This window comes from Mucilaginibacter antarcticus (assembly GCF_042686155.1).
GTDB lineage: Bacteria > Bacteroidota > Bacteroidia > Sphingobacteriales > Sphingobacteriaceae > Mucilaginibacter > Mucilaginibacter antarcticus.
Map to the genome: position 1 here is coordinate 91,854 of NZ_JBHUON010000003.1, position 17,872 is coordinate 109,725.

The following is a 17,872-nucleotide window of genomic DNA, read 5'->3' on the forward strand; positions in this document are numbered from 1 at the left end:
ATAAGCATGTTCAAACTATTTAGCCGCGATAATGATGGCCCAACCGATGTTAAAGAAATACGTGATACACTGTTGCGTGGTATTAAAGACAACCTTCAAAAATCAGAAGGAGGCGAGGGTAATAACATTAAGGGTATAAATCTTTTTATTGCGGCTGACGGTAATGACAAGCATACCTATCAATCTGCGGTATATCAAGACGAACCGGAACGTTTTAAAGATGAAGTTCAAAGAATTGCTGATGATTATGATATAGGGCTACCTAGTGATTGGAAATTGGAAGTATGCTTTGATGAGCAATTTCCGGCAGACTCAATAAAACTAGAGGGCGTTCAGGCCGCGCTATTTATCCGCACCAAAGATCACATACTTAGAAAATCAGGCTCGGCTTACATCAGGATACTAAACGGCGAAGCTGAGAAGCCCGTTTATTCAATCAAATCGGAAGACGGCCGAATAAACATTGGCCGGGAGAAAAAGGCGCAGGTAACCGGGGGCTTTTTCAGGACTAATCAAATAGCATTTCCGGGTGACATTGGTAATGAGCCTAACAAATATATAAGCAGACAGCACGCTCATGTAGCATGGAACAATGATAAAGGCTGTTTTATGATTTTTGCTGATGAGGGCGGTATTCCACCAGGAAACAAAGTGAAAATACGACCTCTAAATGCCGACACCCTGATCAAACTGCATTCGAGTGAGATCGGACATGAATTGTCAGAAGGTGATCAAATTATTTTAGGCGAGACCGCTGTGATAGAATTTAGCTATAAAAAAGGTAAATAAACAATGAGCAAACTATTTACTATTGCAGAGGGACTTGAGAACATGGGCGCCATCCGTACTGGCGGCCAGGGTTCAGTTTATAAGGCCAGACGCATCGGGCCTATTTTAAGCGCTGTAAAGTTGTTACCTACCCCTATCGCTGAAGAGTCTACAGAAGATAAAAACTACAGGCAATTTGTAAGTGAGGTTGAAAAACTAAAAAAGGTAAATGAGCTTGCTAATCCTAACGTGGTTAAAATATTAAGCTCAGGGATTACCGAAAGCGGCTCGTTGCCTTTTATTGAGATGGAATATATTGAGGGGCCGGATGTTTGCGAATTGATTTCTGAACAGCATGATAAAATATTTGCATTAAAGGACGTCATCAAGCTGGCAGATCAACTGGCAAGCGCCTTGGCGCACTGCCATCGGGTAGGCGTTAAGCATGGCGATATAAAAAGTAATAACGTTAAGTTTAACGTGCATACCGGCAATTATGTGTTACTTGACTTCGGTTTGTCGGTAATGTCAGACGAGGCACGCCGTAGTAGTATGCGTCACGCCGGGGCTATAGAATTTATGGCTCCCGAGCAGAATGAGGGTCAAATGCTATTCCAAACGGATGTTTATAGCTATGGCGTGGTACTTTATGAGATAATTGGCGGACAGGTTCCGTTTCCACTTCGGGACAATGGCGAAACGTCACGCAACACCGTCATGATAGCACACCTTGAGTCACCCGTTATGGACGTTCTTACTTTGCGGAGGCAAAACTTACCGCAAGCTTGGCCCGACGCTAAAAAAGAGCACGAAATGCAAGTGCCTGCCTGGTTAATCAACGTAGTTAATAAGTGTCTGGAAAAGGCCCCTGAAAATCGCTTTGGCAACGGCATGGACTTGCAAGAAGCCATTTTCAAAAATAGCTTATCACATGAAGATACCAACAATACTAGCTTAGTATTACAAGCCGAAAAAGAACAACTGAAAGCAGCATTAGACCAACTTGAGCAAAAACTATCAGCACAAAAAGTCAATAACGTTTATATTTCAAAATCAGTACTTAAAGGTGCACTTATAGCAGTTTTATTTTTATTATTTTTCAGTGTGTATGGTATGTTTCATAAAACTGTAGTTTATCAAGCTGTGCCAGCGGATACGACTAAATATATCCCCTTCCCTATGCGTTTTCAGCCGCCGCCAGTTATTAAGCCAGCGGTGACTAATACTGTCCGCAAAAAGAAACCTGTTGTGCGAAAAAAGAAGAGTCGTAAAAAATTCCTGGGTATATTTTAACGGTGAGGCATAAAAGTAATTCCTCATTAAATTGATAAAACGAAAATATCGATACTAACTTTGCGGGTTATTTTTGAATTTTAGACATTCAGCTATAGCAAGCAATGTAAATAATAACAACGTACGTTTGCGCACTAACAGCATTAATAATCTTTAATATCCCCATTATTTGTCATCAGTTTGATACATCGAACAAGTAAAATGTATAGCCTATTGTATTGTTATAATGATAAGCAATTAAGCCCGGCGCTATTTGATAAGTACTTATCAAATATACCTCATGAGATGATGTGTGAAATCATGAAATTTAGAAACTGGCAGGATGCGCAAGCTTCTCTTTTTGGAAAGCTACTGTTAAGCCATTTTTTTATAAATGACGCATCTAATCATACCCTTAATGATGTCCGATATTCAAATAATGGTAAACCTTATATCAATGGTTCTACATACTTTAACATTTCTCATTCTGGCAGTTTAGTAGTTTGTGCTTTTTCAAAAAGCTGCGAAATTGGTGTCGATGTCGAATTGATTAAGAACATTGATATTGAAAGCTTTGAATACCTTTTTGCAGCTGATGAGTTGAGACAAATAAAATCATCAGATGATGAGCTTAATTTATTTTATACATTTTGGACTATTAAAGAGGCTGCTTCTAAGGCCGAAGGGCAAGGATTATCTATGCAATTAAAAAATGTTGTTGTAATTGATGATCATGTCTTAATTGAAAATAAAAAATGGAGCTATAAAAACATAGATATTGATCTCAGGTACAAAATACATATCGTTGCAAAAGAGCCATTGGATTCTGTCTCATTACAATGTGTAGTTTTTACGGATACATTGTTGTCCAAATTTGACAACTTATAATTAAAATATTAAAATACTTTAAAATAAATATTTCCCTGATAATTTATTTTTTCATAGGCTTTTCCATCTACAGAATTAAACGCTTTATTTATGATTTGTATTTTCTAAAATCAAATAAAGCATTACCAACTCACCACCGGTCATCTAGTTGTATTAAGATGACTAGTCATGTTGTCCCTTTTCACAAATATTTTCGGTGCTTTTTTTCTATTACTCACGAATGATATATCCCGCCGAATAGAAAATATACAGCGTTTATATAATATCCTTACATAAATTAGAGGGGATGTAGTGTAATTCGGACACGAGTATTAAATCTTGTCTGAATTATAAAACAACCGGCAAAATACAAAGCCATTTTATTAAGTGTTTGATAAACACTAAGTCCTTTCTACTACTATAATTACGATATCAACAAATATTCAGAGAATCTCATCGGTGGCACAAAGTTTGCCATTATGGTAACAATAATAAATAAATAGAATATTTTTAATATCAAAGCAATGCAAACACGATACTTATACCTGCTCCGTTTTGTTTTAGCCATTAGCGACTTGTTTTTAATAAACGTTTGCTTATATGCTGCCTATCATTTAGGCAATAAATACTCCATTCCTTTAGACTTTTCAACGTATCGGCATTATGCTATTATATCCACTATAATTTGGTTGCTAAGTACGGGTGTGTTTAGACTATATGGAGATGATGTAGTTTTTAAACTCGAAAGAATATATAGAGCTACTTATAAGAGCGTCATATTGCATTCATTCGTGTTTTTATTATACATTATTTTCACCAATCAGTCAGATTTTCACAGATCTTTCCTTGTTGCATTTTACTTTCTTGTAACAGTGAGCTTTTTATTAAGCCGGTTTATGGGTACTGCATTGCAAATTGTATTAGTAAAAAATTTTAAAATAGGGAAAACTGTTGCCGTGTTAGGTAAAAGCGAGGGTGCCCTTAAATTAGCCAGTTATCTGGAAAAACAACCAAGTTTTGATTTTACAGGCTTTTTAGGCGACGAAAGTTTATATGTTGACGACAGTGGACAGTTAATTCCTGCAGCATCAGTCCAACTTCAAAAGGCTTCTACATTAGGAATTAGCGAAGTTTATGTTTCGGTAACTCCAGATCGGATGAGGGATGTACAGTATTTGGTAGATGAGGCTGATAAGTACTGTGTCAGATTAAAATTTGTACCTGATTTAACTTATCAGTTTGCTCCATTTAATATTGAGCATATGGACGAATTCTCTGTTATAACGATGCGTAAAGAGCCGTTAAAAGACATTGACAATCGATTCAAAAAAAGAGCGTTTGACGTATTGTTCAGCTCATTTGTAATTGTTTTTGTTTTAAGTTGGTTATATCCCATTTTAGCGGCAATAATTAAAATCCAATCTCCGGGGCCTGTATTATTTAAGCAGCTTAGGAGCGGTAGAGATAACGTACCTTTTTGGTGCTATAAATTTAGAAGTATGAAATGCAATACTGCAAGCGATAAGCAACAAGCTTCGCGGGACGACGATAGAGTTACCAAAATCGGTAAATTTATGCGACGCACAAGTTTAGATGAACTGCCCCAATTTTTCAATGTATTGCTTGGTAACATGAGTGTTATGGGGCCAAGGCCACACATGTTGAACCATACAGAACAATATCGTGCTATAATTGACAAATATATGGTTCGCCAGTTTTTAAAACCAGGTATTTCTGGCTGGGCGCAAGTAAATGGTTTCAGAGGCGAAACGAAGGAACCCCATTTGATGGAAAAACGTGTGCAACATGATATTTGGTATATGGAACACTGGTCATCAATGCTTGATATAAAAATTCTTTTTATGACGGTAATAAACATGTTAAAAGGCGAAGAAAACGCCTTTTAACATGTCTTGAAATTACAAACTTAAATTACCTGATAACAATACGTAACCTAGTTGTTCGTAATATTCTGAAACTACACCGTTAAGTAAATTGGTAGCGGTATTAGATTGAATGGTAGGCGGTACAGTCCCTTCAAGTTTACTTTGGATCGCAATCGCATAGTTGATGCCGCGGCTGGTTCCGACATTGGTATCACTTACTTTATTATTTGATACTACCAGGCCAGAACATTTACCGTTTATTACTATACCTGAAACTTTATATGAAGGTGATCCGATATTTTGGATTATGTTAGCGTTAAAAACACCTGATGAATTGTATATGTTTATACCATCGCGTTTTGTTGCGTTTATTGTATTTGAGCTAGCTGTAACCCCGGTGTAGTTATTAAACAATATACCATTGCCATCCATAGCCGAAGTTATTTTATTACCCGTAACTATAACGTTTGACAAGCCTGCTGTTGAACCAGGATCAGAGATGTTGATAGCAGGTGCAGTTACCCAACGAACTCCCTCAATATTTTCGTAGGTATTAGTGATGGTGTTATTGGTAATACTAACATTTGTATGTCCCCAGCAATCTATCTGACCTTGATATATGGTATTACCGTAAACCTTATGCCCAGCAGCACGCCCGTCAACTGTATTATTAGTATAACCCGTGTAGAAAAATCCTATAGTTACGGCTCTACGGTATTTCACAACCGGGCCCCCTCTTTCAGGTGATCCAAACCCATCTCTAAAATCAAAAGTGTTACTGTAAACTGATACATTTAATACAGTTTCATTTACAGTATGTCTTTCAATATCAACCCCACCTACAAAAAAGCCATCACCATGTAGATAGTTACTGTAAAACGATCCTCCGTTCACAGCGCAAAACATTGCTCCTTCGCGGTAGATCTTATAAAATTCATTATCATGAACACTTACGTTTGATGTCATACGTAAATTAGGTGAAGATAAAAATGTATCTCCAAAAAGGACTCCATCACCACGAAACGATTGGAATTTGCAGTTTTTAACTTCTATATTTTGTCCGTTGTTAATGCTCAAGGCGTGGCAAAACTCGTAAGCGGCGTCAAATGTTTGATTCGCCATATTGCCATCAAAGTCAAGGCCCTGAATAATCACATTACTTACTACCGGCTCATCCCACCATGCCTGGTAAAAAATGGAATTCGGATTAAATCTACCTCCAGATAGTTTTATATGGCTTTTAGTAGCTCCTTCTCCCATTAAACCTACACCATTTAATAACGGAATGACGCCCGTACCAATTCCTTTACCTTGGATAGCGTACGTTCCGGCGGGGAAGTAAACCGTATTTAAACCCTTTGCCTTAGCATAAATCATTGCGTTTATAATAGCCTGCGTATCATCTTTAACCCCGTCGCCAATAGCACCGTAGTTTTTAACACTTACGGCATTTGCAGGCACGATGATTTTACTAGCCAAAATGTGAGATAAGAGCGTGTCTTGCGGGGTAAGGGTGGTTGAAGCTGTAGAAAACGCATCAATTTGGGATGTGGGAGAAAGGCCATCTTTTTTGCATCCAAAATTTAACGAACAAGCGAAAACAGTTGCGGCAAGTAACATTTTTTTCATTATCAATAGTTTTAAGATTAACATTAATAGGGTTATGTTAACTTTTACGACTGCAATTGAAAATATGTTTCCCGTCAATTATAAATTGTTTTAAATATTTTAAATTTTAGTAAAAATAGATAAAAATTGAATATTTATTAAAAAATCCTTAATTATTCCGTCTTATATGGTTATATAATTTAATTATAATAATAATTAAATTATTAAAATCTAAAATCCTTATAAAGTGTTAATGATAGGCAGTCTAAATATTTCTGCACTTAATTTTTCGATTATTAGCATGGCTCAAAAGGCATTAATTTTTGCAGTACTCATATTTATATATTTTGCCTGGTCTTTATTTGAAAGCAAAAACCCACGCTACTTAATATTGAGTTTTGTGATTACCTGCATCCCATTTCAAATGTCGATACCGGTATTTACTCCTCTTTATACTAGCTACGATGGTACCGGTACTTTTACCTCAAAGATATTCATCACTATCCCGTTAATGGCTTCAGTAGCCTTGTTGTTTATACAAAAACATAAAAGTATTATAACTTACTATAAAAACGAACGATGGATATATGCAATTTTAGCATTGGTAGTAATCTCAATCTGTAACCCTTACAATTTTGCTAAATTAGCATCGATAGCTTTCGCGATTACAATGCTTTCCTACGTGTGCTTTTTCAAGCTCGTAAGTAATTATATTACTCCGGCCGAAGTGGTAAAAGCGGTTTTCGCCAGCTTTATGTTTTTGTGTGTATTGCAATTTATACTCGCATTGCTTTATCCATTAATGGGCGTGTCTTTTGTTACAACGCTTTTTCAGGCCGGTGGTGAAGAATGGTCAACAAGGGAGGGTACCAGAGCTGGCGCCATTGGTGTTTTTGTAACTCCCGCAAACCTGGGCTTGTATACTACTATAGCTTCTACCTTCTTTTTCGCTACCTATTTAAGTAATTACCGAAAAACCCTAAGTTTAATCTTACTTTTCGCAAGTGCAGCAACGATTATATTAACATTCTCACGCACGTCATATATTACATTGGTGTTTGTGCTGTTCATCGTGTTCTTTATCTACAGAAACTCTGATAAGGCACTTTTTTCAATCAAAACCGTCTTCCTGGGGATATTGCCGGCACTACTGGTAGTTTACTGGCTAATATTTTACTCACCGTTAAGTGACGTGTTCTTGAAAACAGACGCTGACGACATGTATCAGGCACGATTAGATCACTGGCTTATTGGTTTAGAAATATTTAAAAGGTCGCCAATTATCGGAGTAGGAGTAAATACCCACGTTGAATACATTAATCATTCAATAAGCTTTGTAAAAGAAATTCACAATAAATTCTTGTCATCTAACCCAATACATAATACGCACATTATTATTATGGCAGAAACGGGTATTATTGGCTTTATAGCTTGGATTTACTTTATATTTTCCTCAATAATTAAGGCTAAAAAGAACTTGGCTATCAACAACAATGTTATTTTCTCTTTAACCCAAATAGGGTTGATAATAACATTTGTTATATATGGATTTACCGATTGGGCCCCGCTTTCAAACTCTACGTTCCCAATATTTTTACTTTTTAATTATTTTAACAATAAATACAGTGTTGGATTATAACGTTGATTATAAATGCAGATAAAATCATATTCAAAATTCACCAAACAATTACAGATAATTTCGGTTTAATCCCCGAATTTAAGTTCAAAAAATATAACGCATGAGAAACGTGATCTTTTTAACCGGCGAAGACATGCTGGATGTAGATATGCCTATTGTAAAGGAAATGAATGCTTCAAACTCTAATCAATTTAATATTACCTGGATGGTGGTCCTTAGAGGCTACGGCTGGTTTAAAGAGGACGAAATAAATACGTTTTGCAAGCAAAATAATGTAAACTTGATACTACTTGAGCAATTAGGGAAGTTGAAGAACCCGCTAAGTATATTTTTCCACATCAAGGTACTAAAAATCTTAAAAAAATTAAATCCTGATGTTATTTATGACAGTTTTGCCGGCACGCCTTTTTTACACTTTTTAAGACCTTTGTTTTTGAGTAAAGAAAAGTTTGTGATAGCTATACATGATGTGGTGCAGCACTACAAAATGAAGAATTATATGGCACGCACTTTTTACAATAATTTTTTGATGAAAACGTATGATAACTTTCATATTTTTTCTGAAAATCAACTTAAAATTTTCAACGAGAAATTTAAAAACAAAAAAACGTTTTGCACTCCTTTGTACTTAAAAGACTTTGGGGAATTAAAAGAAAACAATCGTATAACAGATAAGAAGATAACCTACTTTCTATTTTTTGGCATTATCCGGCCCAATAAAGGTTTAGATTTCTTAATTGAGGCAGCAAATACATTGGGAAAACGTTATGATAACTTCCATGTAGTTGTAGCTGGTAAATGTGACGAATGGGAGGTGTACGACAAGCAAATAGAGCGTCCAGAACAATTTACGTTAAAAATAGGTAACGTAGAAACAGACGAAGTACCAGACTTGTTGTCTGGTACGCATTTCCTAGTCCTACCCTATAGGGACGTTACCCAAAGCGGTGTGTTGTTAACATCATACAATTATAACATACCGATAATTGCTTCGGAATTGGAATGGTTTACCGAATATATTGAGGATGGCTCAACCGGTTATTTATTTGAAAGTGAGAATGCAGCCGAGTTGGCCAAAAAAATGGAGATCTGCATAAATCTAGACGAAGTAGGGTACGATTCGTTAGTCGATAATTTAAAGACATTCATAGCAAAGGCTATAAACATAAAAGACATAACGCAGGAGTACGCTAAATTTTTTGAAACTGTAAATATCGACAGTAAATAGCCGTTAAAGCGCCACGTGTTAACTTAACGAGTGCGTTGATCGAAACTAAGCTAATGGTATCAATACACTATAGGTTTATAAGCGAATTATAATGCAGTAAAATCTGACGACAGAAAGTTACCCAATTAAATTGTTAGAATGTAATTGTCGGTACAAGAATTAGTAACATTAAAATACATGGAACCAGAAATATTATCGCTCACAACAGACATGGATCATTTTGGCGGTGCGCAAAAAGTATTGATGGATGTACATAATGGCATCAAGGGTAAATACAATGCCAAAGTACTTGGCTTAGTAAACTTTGACAAGGTACACCCTAAATACAAAATTGATAAAAGAGAGTATGTAAAATTTGCCAATCCGTTCTTTTTAAATAATAAAATACTCATCGTTCATGCCAGGAATATAATGGCAGTTATAATGGTAATTAAACGGGTTTTCTTTTTAAACACAAAAATCCTTTACGTACATCATAACGTTTATGATTCTTTGAAATCAGTATCGTTTTTTCCGAATAATATCATTTCTATCTCAGGGAAAGTCACGGAAAACCTAGTGAACTATTTCAGTTTAAAAGGGCGTAATATACAGTTGATATATAACGGCATTAAAGATGAATGCCCCGCCCCTATAGCTCATTACTATGCGCCTAAAGAAAAAATAAAAATTCTTTACTCGGCCAGGGTAAATAATGTAAAACGTCAACTTGAAATTGTTGAACGCTTAAAAGCAAAGATATCACCTCTTATTGAAATTCACTTTGCGGGCACTGGGCCTGACTACGATAAGCTATTAGAGCAATGCTCCGGTTCTATCAACTTTAAAGCTTTGGGTTTTGTAGAAAATCCCTTATCAATTATAAGTGGCTATGATTATTTAATGCTTTATTCAATACAAGAAGGATTGCCTATTGCATTGATTGAGGGTACCATGTTTGGAAAGCCGCTTTTAGTAAACAACGTGGGGGGTAATCTTGAAATTGGAGTACCCGGGCAAAATGGTATTTTATTGAAAGACGATTGGGACGATTTGCCCGGAACAATAAATGATTTAGTAAAAATTAGCAATGATGATTATCAAATCATGAGTAAACAGAGTAGAGAGAGATATGATGCTATGTTCACATACGACAAAATGGTGGCCCAGTATATCGAGAAAATCAAACAAATAGCTTCCAATTAATCTAATATTACATACAGACAATGCAACCCATTTCTTTAAACACAATATTGCCACTTAAAATCATTACAAACGTCAAATGAAGATCATTGATAGAAGTAAGAAATATGTTAGCGGCGTATTTAATAGTAATTTAGTAAAAAACAGCAGTTGGGGCATCCTATCTCAACTATCGCAAACTGTATTTCTCAGTTTATTTTTTGTGATTTTAGCTAGAAAGTACCCTACTCCAATCTTTGCGAAATATATTGTTGCTAATGCCATTTATCAATTAGTAACTGCATTCTCTACCATGGGGCTCGGCCAGTGGTTTATTAGAGAATTTATTAGCGCCGAAAACAAGCCTGAGTTGACCAGTAAGTTTTTAAAAATGCAAACTTACTTCGGCGTATCATTTTTCGCGCTTAATATTGGGTTGGCCTATTTACTGTATGATGATCAATACACGCGGATTCTGATTATACTACTAGGATCGAACGTGATATTTGACAATATAATTAATGCTATAAAAAGCTTGAATGTCGCTATGTTCGAGCAGAAAAAGACCTTTATAATATTAACTATTGAAACTTTTATAAAGTTTCTTGCTGGGTGCGTTTTATACATCTATCCTTTTGACATTATCACGCTTTCAATAATATTAATAGCGTTAAGATTTATTACGCTTAATTTATTTTTGACAGTTGGCTCTTCTAATGTTGTCAATATTAAGATGCTTCTAAAATATAAGATCTTATATGCTGATGTGAAAAAGCTGATAGTTTCAAACTGGGCTTTTATCATTATTGGTGGGGTATCCATCATCAATTGGCGCCTTGCCAATATTGTTATTTCCAAAATGCTGACCCCATTTGACGTTGCTAACTATGAAATATCATTCAAGATATTCAACATCGCTCAAATATTGCCTGTGGTAGTATCTACATCAGTTTTCCCGATGTTGGTTAAACTTTACAATGACAACGATCCCGAAAAGTTTAAAATGTTCTATAAAAAGATGCATTTATACTATATGCTGTTCGGTTTATTTTCATACACCTTTATATACTCGTTTTCAGGCTTGCTAGTCCCTTTGGTATTTGGCAATAGCTACTTAAGTAATGCCCACTATACGCAGCAAATGTTCTTAACCATTCTGGTTTTTCCAACGGTACTGTTACAAGCTAATATGCTTATTACGATCAATTTAGAAAAATTGGATATGTTATTTAACATTTTCGCATTGATCATAAATTTCACTATCTGTATTGTGGGGTTGACTTATGTGAAATCACTTTCAATGGTTAACTACTCTATCTTCGCATCATTTCTAATTTTTCATATCTCGCAAGATGTAATTATGATAAAAAACAAGCTGACATCTGTAATGTCGGCAGTAAGCTTTTATATAATAACTGCCGGGTTCGTTTATTTTTATTCTATTGCAAGTACAGCAACAAACCCGTATTTGCTGTTTATCCTAGCATGGTTAGCAGTTGGGTTATTCTTATTAGCTAAGAATAATACTTACAGATTTAGGTTACTCACAAAACAAAATTTATAACTACAGGATACGATTGCTATGATTTCCAATATTTTATGAATTTAAAATTTATAAAACAAAACGCCGAATTATGAATTTATAATGAGTCAGACTGTTAATCGAGTGTATTTTGTACACAACAAAACATCTACTTACATTTAAGTTATTTAAAATCATTCACTACAAAACTATAAGAGTCAATTTTTATGATAAAACGCAGCGCACTTCAATTTACTTTATTATTAGTATTAATTTTTTCATCGTGCCAACCATATAAGCATATACCTTATTTTCAGGATTTAAACGGAAATTCGAATGAAAAAGTAAACAATGCTTCATCATTAACGGTTCAGCCGGCAGATGTCTTAGGCATAACTGTTACCAGTAGAAACCCCGAATCATCTGCAATTTTCAATTCTGACAAAGGCAACGCAGCATCTGAAAATTCAGTTTCCGGCTATCTCGTCGACGAAAAAGGCTTAATTCATTTGCCTTTACTAGGAGATTTTCAAGCTGCAGGCTTAACTACGTCCCAAATAAGAGAACAACTTAATACAAAGCTACTGACGCTATATAAAGATCCGGTTGTGAATATCAGGATACTTAACTTTAAAGTGGCGGTTTATGGTGATGTTGCTCGTCCAAATGTTTACACATTGCAAAATGAGAAAACAACCGTTACAGAAGCCCTTACACTTGCAGGCGACCTAAATATCACCGCTATGCGTAAAAACGTGCTCTTGATAAGAGTGGAAGACGGAGAAAGAAAATACATTCACTTTGATTTGACCTCAAAGAATGTAATGGAATCTCCTTATTTCTATTTAAAAAACAACGACCAAATTTATGTACAACCAGGCAAATCTAAATTTGCATCTGTTAACGATACTGGTTTCAGATATGCAACCATAGTGCTTTCAGCCCTGTCTATAATTGCAATTTTAGTTTCACGAAGTTATTAATTCTCATTTCAAACCCATGAATAACAACACACAGCTATCAACCTTTGCAATTGAAAAAGAAAAGAAACAGCCAGTAAATTTCAAAAACATTATTAATAACTATAAACATCATTGGTATATCTTTCTCGGCTCGGTATTAATATGTCTGGTAATAGCCTTCGTTTATCTTCAATATGTCGCCCCGGTATATACAATCAAGGCAACGTTATTAATCAATGAAAATAAGGAGAACAACACCCAAGAGGACAAATCGGTATTAAATAAAATTGATTTACCTAACTCGTCTGAGATAACGGAGAATGAGATAGCAAAATTAAAATCGACTAATTTAATAGGCCAAGTTGTTTCGGACTTGCAGTTAGCCACATCTTATAAAATCAAAGATGGCTGGAAATACAATGATCTGTACGAAACACTGCCATTCAAATTCGTAATGTTGGCACCTCATAAAGGGATTGACGGCAAACATACCTTAACAATAAGAATTAAAGACCAGAAATCCTTTGCTATTGACGTTGACGGAAAATCAGAAGAACATAAGTTTAATACATCAATTTCATCAGATTTAGGTACCTGGACTTTAAAGCCAACATCAGAGATAGTAAATTTCAAAAATGCGGAGATCAAGTTAACAATGCTTGATCCGGATAAAATCACAACAGATTATCAAAAAGCGATAGATGCAAGCTTAAAAGACAAACTTTCCTCGGCGGTTGACCTCACGATAACAGATCATATAAAACAAAGAGGAAAGGATATCTTAAATCATTTGATTTACGTGTATAATAACTCAGAGGTTCAGGCTAAAAACAAGGAAACTCAAAGCACAATAGCTTTTATAGACCAACGACTATCTTCTCTTACCGGCGAATTAAGTAGTTCTGAAAGGAATATCCAAGACTTTAAAAGCAGCAACCAAATAACGGATATCGATGCTACCTCGAAATATAACCTGGATAATTTACAAGTGAATGACGCCCGTTTAAATGAAATAAATGTTCAATTAAGTGTAATTAAAGGAATAGAAAAATACATCGAATCGCCTCAAAACAGAAATAATGTGCCCGCTGTTATCGGCATTTCCGATCCTACCTTAGTAAGTTCGGTCGAAAAACTTTCGCAACTTGAACTTGAAAGACAAAAATTACTGGCAACAACACCAGAAACTAACCCGGATTTTGAACAATTAAACAGGCAAATACAAACAACGAGGGCATCTATAAAAGAAAACGTTCAAAACATTAAGTCCTCGCTCAACAATGCTCTTGAGAAAATACAATCGGTTAACACCAATGTCGAATCAAAGATATCAAGTATACCTATTCAAGAACGGGAATTACTGGGTAAAAAAAGACAACAATCTATCAAAGAAAACCTGTATCTGTATCTTTTGCAAAAGCGAGAAGAAGTGTCATTAAATTATGCCACAACACTAAAAAACTATCGTGTTATTGATAATGCATTTAGCGGCCCGGTTAAATGGCCAATTAAGAGCATTGTATACTTTGTGGCATTGATGCTTGGACTACTTTTACCAATAATATTCATCTTTGTTAAAGATATGTTGAATGGGGTAATAGTGGACCCAGAAACTTTAGAAAACGAAACCGGACTTGCAATATTAACCGACATAAACGTCCACAAATCCGAAAATCCATTTGTCTTAACAGATAAAAATAATAACCTAATCAGTGAGCAGTTTAGGGCGCTTCGGTCAGAGTTATTTTATCTGAATAAGGACAAAGAATTGTCAAACGTTATTTTAATTACATCCAGCGTGGCAGCAGAAGGTAAAAGTTTTATTAGCAGTAATCTTTCCATTGCCTTAGCTTCTACTGGTAAAAAGGTTGTGCTTATAGATCTTGACTTAAGAAGGCCTAAATTGAAAACCCTTTTTAAACAATTAACCAATCAGCCGGGAATTACAGACTATATTATAAAAAACGTCTCTCTGGACAAAATAATTTCAAAGTCCGGGATATCACCCACATTAGATATAATAACCGGTGGAGGAACGGTAAATAACCCTTCTGAACTATTGGAAAGTGAGCGCTTGGGTGAGTTAATTGAGCAATTGAAAACCCAGTATGATAGTATCATAGTTGATAGCCCGCCGTTGCATTTAGTTACAGACACCTTAATATTAGCTCGGTATGCGCAGACCACCTTATATGTTGTGAGACAAGGTTTCACAAAAAAGGCCGAATTAAAATTTATAAAGCATTTAAACCAAGAAAATAAACTTCCTCAAATGCAAATTTTATTTAATGGAGTTAACAATAAACGGTACGGTTACGGTTACGAATATGACAACGTTTACTATGGCAATACAGCTATAGAATAACAGATCCAAACCGTTTAGAAAAGCACTAATTCTTTTGAAGAATTGGTGCTTTTTTAATTTAACCAGATATGTAAGCGAAATTTATTTGTTATAAAACCCGTATTATTTTTTTATAAATATTATTTTAGTATTTTTAACCTACTAAATATACTCATTACCAAACACTTAGTAGGTGGGAATTAACTTTAACTATATTAATAGATAGTATTTCAATTAAAATATCATCTATTAGTCTAAAAAATTCACTTTAACAAAAAATAATGCAACCTTTTAAGTTCCGCTTCCGTTCAAAGGGTATGAACAACGTGAAACATCTTTCAATCTCAGAAGAGGTCTCTTCTGGCCGCGTGCTGCCAAGAGGAACGGTATCTGCTAAAGCAATGTTAGTAGGTTTGATACTGGGTAATTTAATTATTGGAGGTCTTATTTATTTGCTTTGTCTGGCTTTTTGATTTGGCAGGTACCCGCAAACCACTAATATTTTGTACTAAAAATACTACTGACTACTTTGTTCGTAGTGTATAAAATACACTGTTTAAAACGAACTCTTGAACGCTGCCTGCTAGGATAGCTTTGAGGTTGTTTTTTTGTCATTTAACAGCTATTTAGCTAAAATATTTTTTGTAAATACAAGGTTGACTGATGTTGGCATTATCCTTGTTAACGTTTACGAAATTATATTTTATGCAAACACGTCAACTCACCTTCCTTAGATCTATGCTAGCCCTTACAGATTTTGTTCTGTTAAATGTTTGTCTATTTGCTGGATTTCACTTTGCCACTAAGTTTGGTATTTTTTTTACTAACCCAGACATGTATACAGGCGTAGCCTTTATGTGGATATCTTGGGTTATCAGTACTGGTATGTTCAGGCTTTATAGTGAGTATACCATCTATAAATTGAGTGATATATATAAAGCGACCTGGCGAAGTGTTACCTTTCATGTTGTATTATTTTCAGCATATATCTTAAGCGTACATGTTGTTATCCACTTTGCTTTTATTTACTCATTAATAGTTATCTCCGGTTTCGCGTTTAGTCGTATAGTATGTTACGTTTTGATGCCACTTATTAAATTAGATTTTGAAAATAGAAATGCTAACATATTAGCGATAGCATCTGTCGGCGGGCATTGGATAGAGCTTTTAAGGATTATGCCTCTGTTTAAAGAAAAGAGCGTTACGTTCATTTCGAATAAAAAGACCCTTAAAGATACAGTAGAAGGTCATGCTTTTTACACCGTGCCAGATGCCAATAAAGACAGTAAAATAGATTTAATTAGGTGTGTAGTTAAAGTATGCGGTTACATTTTGTTTTTAAGACCTCATGTTATCATTACTACTGGCGCAGCCCCAGGATTACTTGGAATATTAGTAGGGAAAATATTGGGTATTAAAACAATATGGATAGACAGTATTGCTAATGCAGAGAAACTATCTCTTAGTGGCTCAATAGCCATGTGGCTGGCCGACAGGGTTTATACACAATGGGAGCATTTGGCAACTGAGCCAAAACTAGTTTATAGCGGGAACTTATTGTAATTCAAAGTAATTTAATATGATTTTTGTTACAGCCGGCACTCAATTGCCATTTGATAGGCTAATTAAAACTATTGATAATATTGCTGCAGAACTGCCGGGCGTACGGTTTGTTGCGCAAGCAGTAAATTCTGCCTACCAAGCCAAAAACATTGAAGTGTTGGGCTTTATATCACCTGCAGAATTTAATGGCTATGTTGATAATTCTAAACTAATTATTAGCCATGCCGGCATGGGTACTATCATATCCGCTTTAGTTAAACATAAGCCAATTATTGTTATACCGCGGTTAGTCAAATATAACGAACATAGAAACGAGCATCAATTAGCCACCAGCAGGCAAATGGATCGTCTTAACTACGTTAACGTCGCTTATGACGAGGACGAATTGGTCACCATGTTCAAACAAATGTGGCCAGATAACCTAAAGCCTCGCAACAGTATAAGTGATGTTGCCTCAAATGAAATAATTAGCTCAATAAATAATTTTATTAAATACTGATAAACACACTTTACATAAATACTTCGGTCAGCGCAAATTATTATTTCTATTTAAAACATTAAATTAAGCTATTTGTAATATTATAAACTGACTATTAATAATTAAACTACCACCATGAAAAATTTTTTAACCCCCACTTTGCTTTTCTTAGCACTTTCTGTTTTTAGTTGCAAAAAGGCCGAACCCGTAACGCCCGTAAATACCGGCCAGTCAACAAGCGACTATGATATCAATAATAAAATCTTCCGAGTGAAGGTCTCTTCATCCGGCGTGGCATACACGGTAACTATAAAAAGAACTAATCCAGCTAGTCCAGGGGTTGAAGATATCCAGCAAGGGAATCAAAGTACAGGAAATTCTTTTGAGTATCCATTTACACCAAATCTAGGTGACAAAATTGAAATTACCGCACAAAGCGCTAAGGGATCTGTATATGTTTATCCTCTTTATAAAGGTTCAGTAATAGGCCCTGTAAATAGCCAAACTACTTCCAGCGGCGGATCCCTTGTAACGTTTACTTATACTGTTACAAATTAGCAGAAAATGAACTATG

At 35.3% G+C, this 17,872-nt stretch carries 14 protein-coding genes; 13 read left to right on the forward strand and 1 reads right to left on the reverse strand.

What is annotated here, in order from left to right; genetic code table 11:
- The first annotated feature begins 6 nt into the window (after positions 1-6).
- From ACFSYC_RS04010 to ACFSYC_RS04025, 4 genes are all read left to right on the forward strand, one after another.
- A complete protein-coding gene (locus tag ACFSYC_RS04010) occupies positions 7-789 on the forward strand; it encodes an FHA domain-containing protein (RefSeq protein ID WP_377123778.1) in 783 nt (260 codons plus the stop codon).
- 3 nt (positions 790-792) lie between these two features.
- Complete coding sequence (locus ACFSYC_RS04015; protein WP_377123780.1) at positions 793-2,061, forward strand: serine/threonine protein kinase; 1,269 nt, start codon at positions 793-795, stop codon at positions 2,059-2,061.
- A 201-nt stretch (positions 2,062-2,262) separates the two neighbouring features.
- Positions 2,263-2,928, forward strand: coding sequence for a 4'-phosphopantetheinyl transferase family protein (locus tag ACFSYC_RS04020; RefSeq protein WP_377123782.1), 666 nt, complete (start codon positions 2,263-2,265; stop codon positions 2,926-2,928).
- Between the two features lie 503 nt (positions 2,929-3,431).
- Positions 3,432-4,814, forward strand: a complete 1,383-nt coding sequence (locus tag ACFSYC_RS04025; protein ID WP_377123784.1) for an undecaprenyl-phosphate glucose phosphotransferase — start codon at positions 3,432-3,434, stop codon at positions 4,812-4,814.
- Between the two features lie 12 nt (positions 4,815-4,826).
- Here the strand turns inward: ACFSYC_RS04025 and ACFSYC_RS04030 are convergent, their stop codons facing one another.
- On the reverse strand, positions 4,827-6,422 hold the full coding sequence (locus ACFSYC_RS04030) for a right-handed parallel beta-helix repeat-containing protein (protein WP_377123786.1): 1,596 nt from the start codon (positions 6,420-6,422) through the stop codon (positions 4,827-4,829).
- A gap of 403 nt (positions 6,423-6,825) precedes the next feature.
- Here ACFSYC_RS04030 and ACFSYC_RS04035 point away from each other — a divergent pair, with 403 nt between their 5' ends.
- The 9 genes from ACFSYC_RS04035 to ACFSYC_RS04075 all read left to right on the forward strand — a co-directional run bounded on the left by ACFSYC_RS04035 (position 6,826) and on the right by ACFSYC_RS04075 (position 17,856).
- Positions 6,826-8,040, forward strand: a complete 1,215-nt coding sequence (locus tag ACFSYC_RS04035) for an O-antigen ligase family protein (protein WP_377123788.1) — start codon at positions 6,826-6,828, stop codon at positions 8,038-8,040.
- Positions 8,041-8,140: 100 nt separating this feature from the next.
- Positions 8,141-9,268, forward strand: coding sequence for a glycosyltransferase family 4 protein (locus ACFSYC_RS04040; protein ID WP_377123790.1), 1,128 nt, complete (start codon positions 8,141-8,143; stop codon positions 9,266-9,268).
- A gap of 177 nt (positions 9,269-9,445) precedes the next feature.
- Positions 9,446-10,453, forward strand: coding sequence for a glycosyltransferase family 4 protein (locus tag ACFSYC_RS04045; protein ID WP_377123792.1), 1,008 nt, complete (start codon positions 9,446-9,448; stop codon positions 10,451-10,453).
- 76 nt (positions 10,454-10,529) lie between these two features.
- Positions 10,530-11,993 carry an oligosaccharide flippase family protein gene (locus ACFSYC_RS04050; RefSeq protein WP_377123794.1) on the forward strand — a complete coding sequence of 488 codons (1,464 nt, stop codon included), beginning with the start codon at positions 10,530-10,532 and terminating at the stop codon, positions 11,991-11,993.
- Between the two features lie 185 nt (positions 11,994-12,178).
- Positions 12,179-12,934 (forward strand): polysaccharide biosynthesis/export family protein, encoded by a 756-nt coding sequence (locus ACFSYC_RS04055; RefSeq protein WP_377123796.1) that lies wholly within the window; start codon positions 12,179-12,181, stop codon positions 12,932-12,934.
- A gap of 16 nt (positions 12,935-12,950) precedes the next feature.
- On the forward strand, positions 12,951-15,278 hold the full coding sequence (locus tag ACFSYC_RS04060; protein ID WP_377123798.1) for a GumC family protein: 2,328 nt from the start codon (positions 12,951-12,953) through the stop codon (positions 15,276-15,278).
- Between the two features lie 684 nt (positions 15,279-15,962).
- On the forward strand, positions 15,963-16,820 hold the full coding sequence (locus ACFSYC_RS04065; protein ID WP_377123800.1) for a hypothetical protein: 858 nt from the start codon (positions 15,963-15,965) through the stop codon (positions 16,818-16,820).
- A 16-nt stretch (positions 16,821-16,836) separates the two neighbouring features.
- Positions 16,837-17,319, forward strand: coding sequence for a glycosyltransferase (locus ACFSYC_RS04070; protein WP_377123802.1), 483 nt, complete (start codon positions 16,837-16,839; stop codon positions 17,317-17,319).
- 114 nt (positions 17,320-17,433) lie between these two features.
- Positions 17,434-17,856, forward strand: a complete 423-nt coding sequence (locus ACFSYC_RS04075; protein ID WP_377123804.1) for a hypothetical protein — start codon at positions 17,434-17,436, stop codon at positions 17,854-17,856.
- Positions 17,857-17,872: the final 16 nt, after the last annotated feature.

Excerpts from the sequence above, each read along its gene's own strand:
- ACFSYC_RS04010 (WP_377123778.1), top strand. The coding sequence starts at position 7 with ATGTTCAAACTATTTAGCCGCGATAATGATGGCCCAACCGATGTTAAA.
- ACFSYC_RS04015 (WP_377123780.1), top strand. The coding sequence starts at position 793 with ATGAGCAAACTATTTACTATTGCAGAGGGACTTGAGAACATGGGCGCC.
- ACFSYC_RS04020 (WP_377123782.1), top strand. The coding sequence starts at position 2,263 with ATGTATAGCCTATTGTATTGTTATAATGATAAGCAATTAAGCCCGGCG.
- ACFSYC_RS04025 (WP_377123784.1), top strand. The coding sequence starts at position 3,432 with ATGCAAACACGATACTTATACCTGCTCCGTTTTGTTTTAGCCATTAGC.
- ACFSYC_RS04030 (WP_377123786.1), bottom strand. The coding sequence starts at position 6,422 with ATGAAAAAAATGTTACTTGCCGCAACTGTTTTCGCTTGTTCGTTAAAT.
- ACFSYC_RS04035 (WP_377123788.1), top strand. The coding sequence starts at position 6,826 with ATGTCGATACCGGTATTTACTCCTCTTTATACTAGCTACGATGGTACC.
- ACFSYC_RS04040 (WP_377123790.1), top strand. The coding sequence starts at position 8,141 with ATGAGAAACGTGATCTTTTTAACCGGCGAAGACATGCTGGATGTAGAT.
- ACFSYC_RS04045 (WP_377123792.1), top strand. The coding sequence starts at position 9,446 with ATGGAACCAGAAATATTATCGCTCACAACAGACATGGATCATTTTGGC.
- ACFSYC_RS04050 (WP_377123794.1), top strand. The coding sequence starts at position 10,530 with ATGAAGATCATTGATAGAAGTAAGAAATATGTTAGCGGCGTATTTAAT.
- ACFSYC_RS04055 (WP_377123796.1), top strand. The coding sequence starts at position 12,179 with ATGATAAAACGCAGCGCACTTCAATTTACTTTATTATTAGTATTAATT.
- ACFSYC_RS04060 (WP_377123798.1), top strand. The coding sequence starts at position 12,951 with ATGAATAACAACACACAGCTATCAACCTTTGCAATTGAAAAAGAAAAG.
- ACFSYC_RS04065 (WP_377123800.1), top strand. The coding sequence starts at position 15,963 with ATGCAAACACGTCAACTCACCTTCCTTAGATCTATGCTAGCCCTTACA.
- ACFSYC_RS04070 (WP_377123802.1), top strand. The coding sequence starts at position 16,837 with ATGATTTTTGTTACAGCCGGCACTCAATTGCCATTTGATAGGCTAATT.
- ACFSYC_RS04075 (WP_377123804.1), top strand. The coding sequence starts at position 17,434 with ATGAAAAATTTTTTAACCCCCACTTTGCTTTTCTTAGCACTTTCTGTT.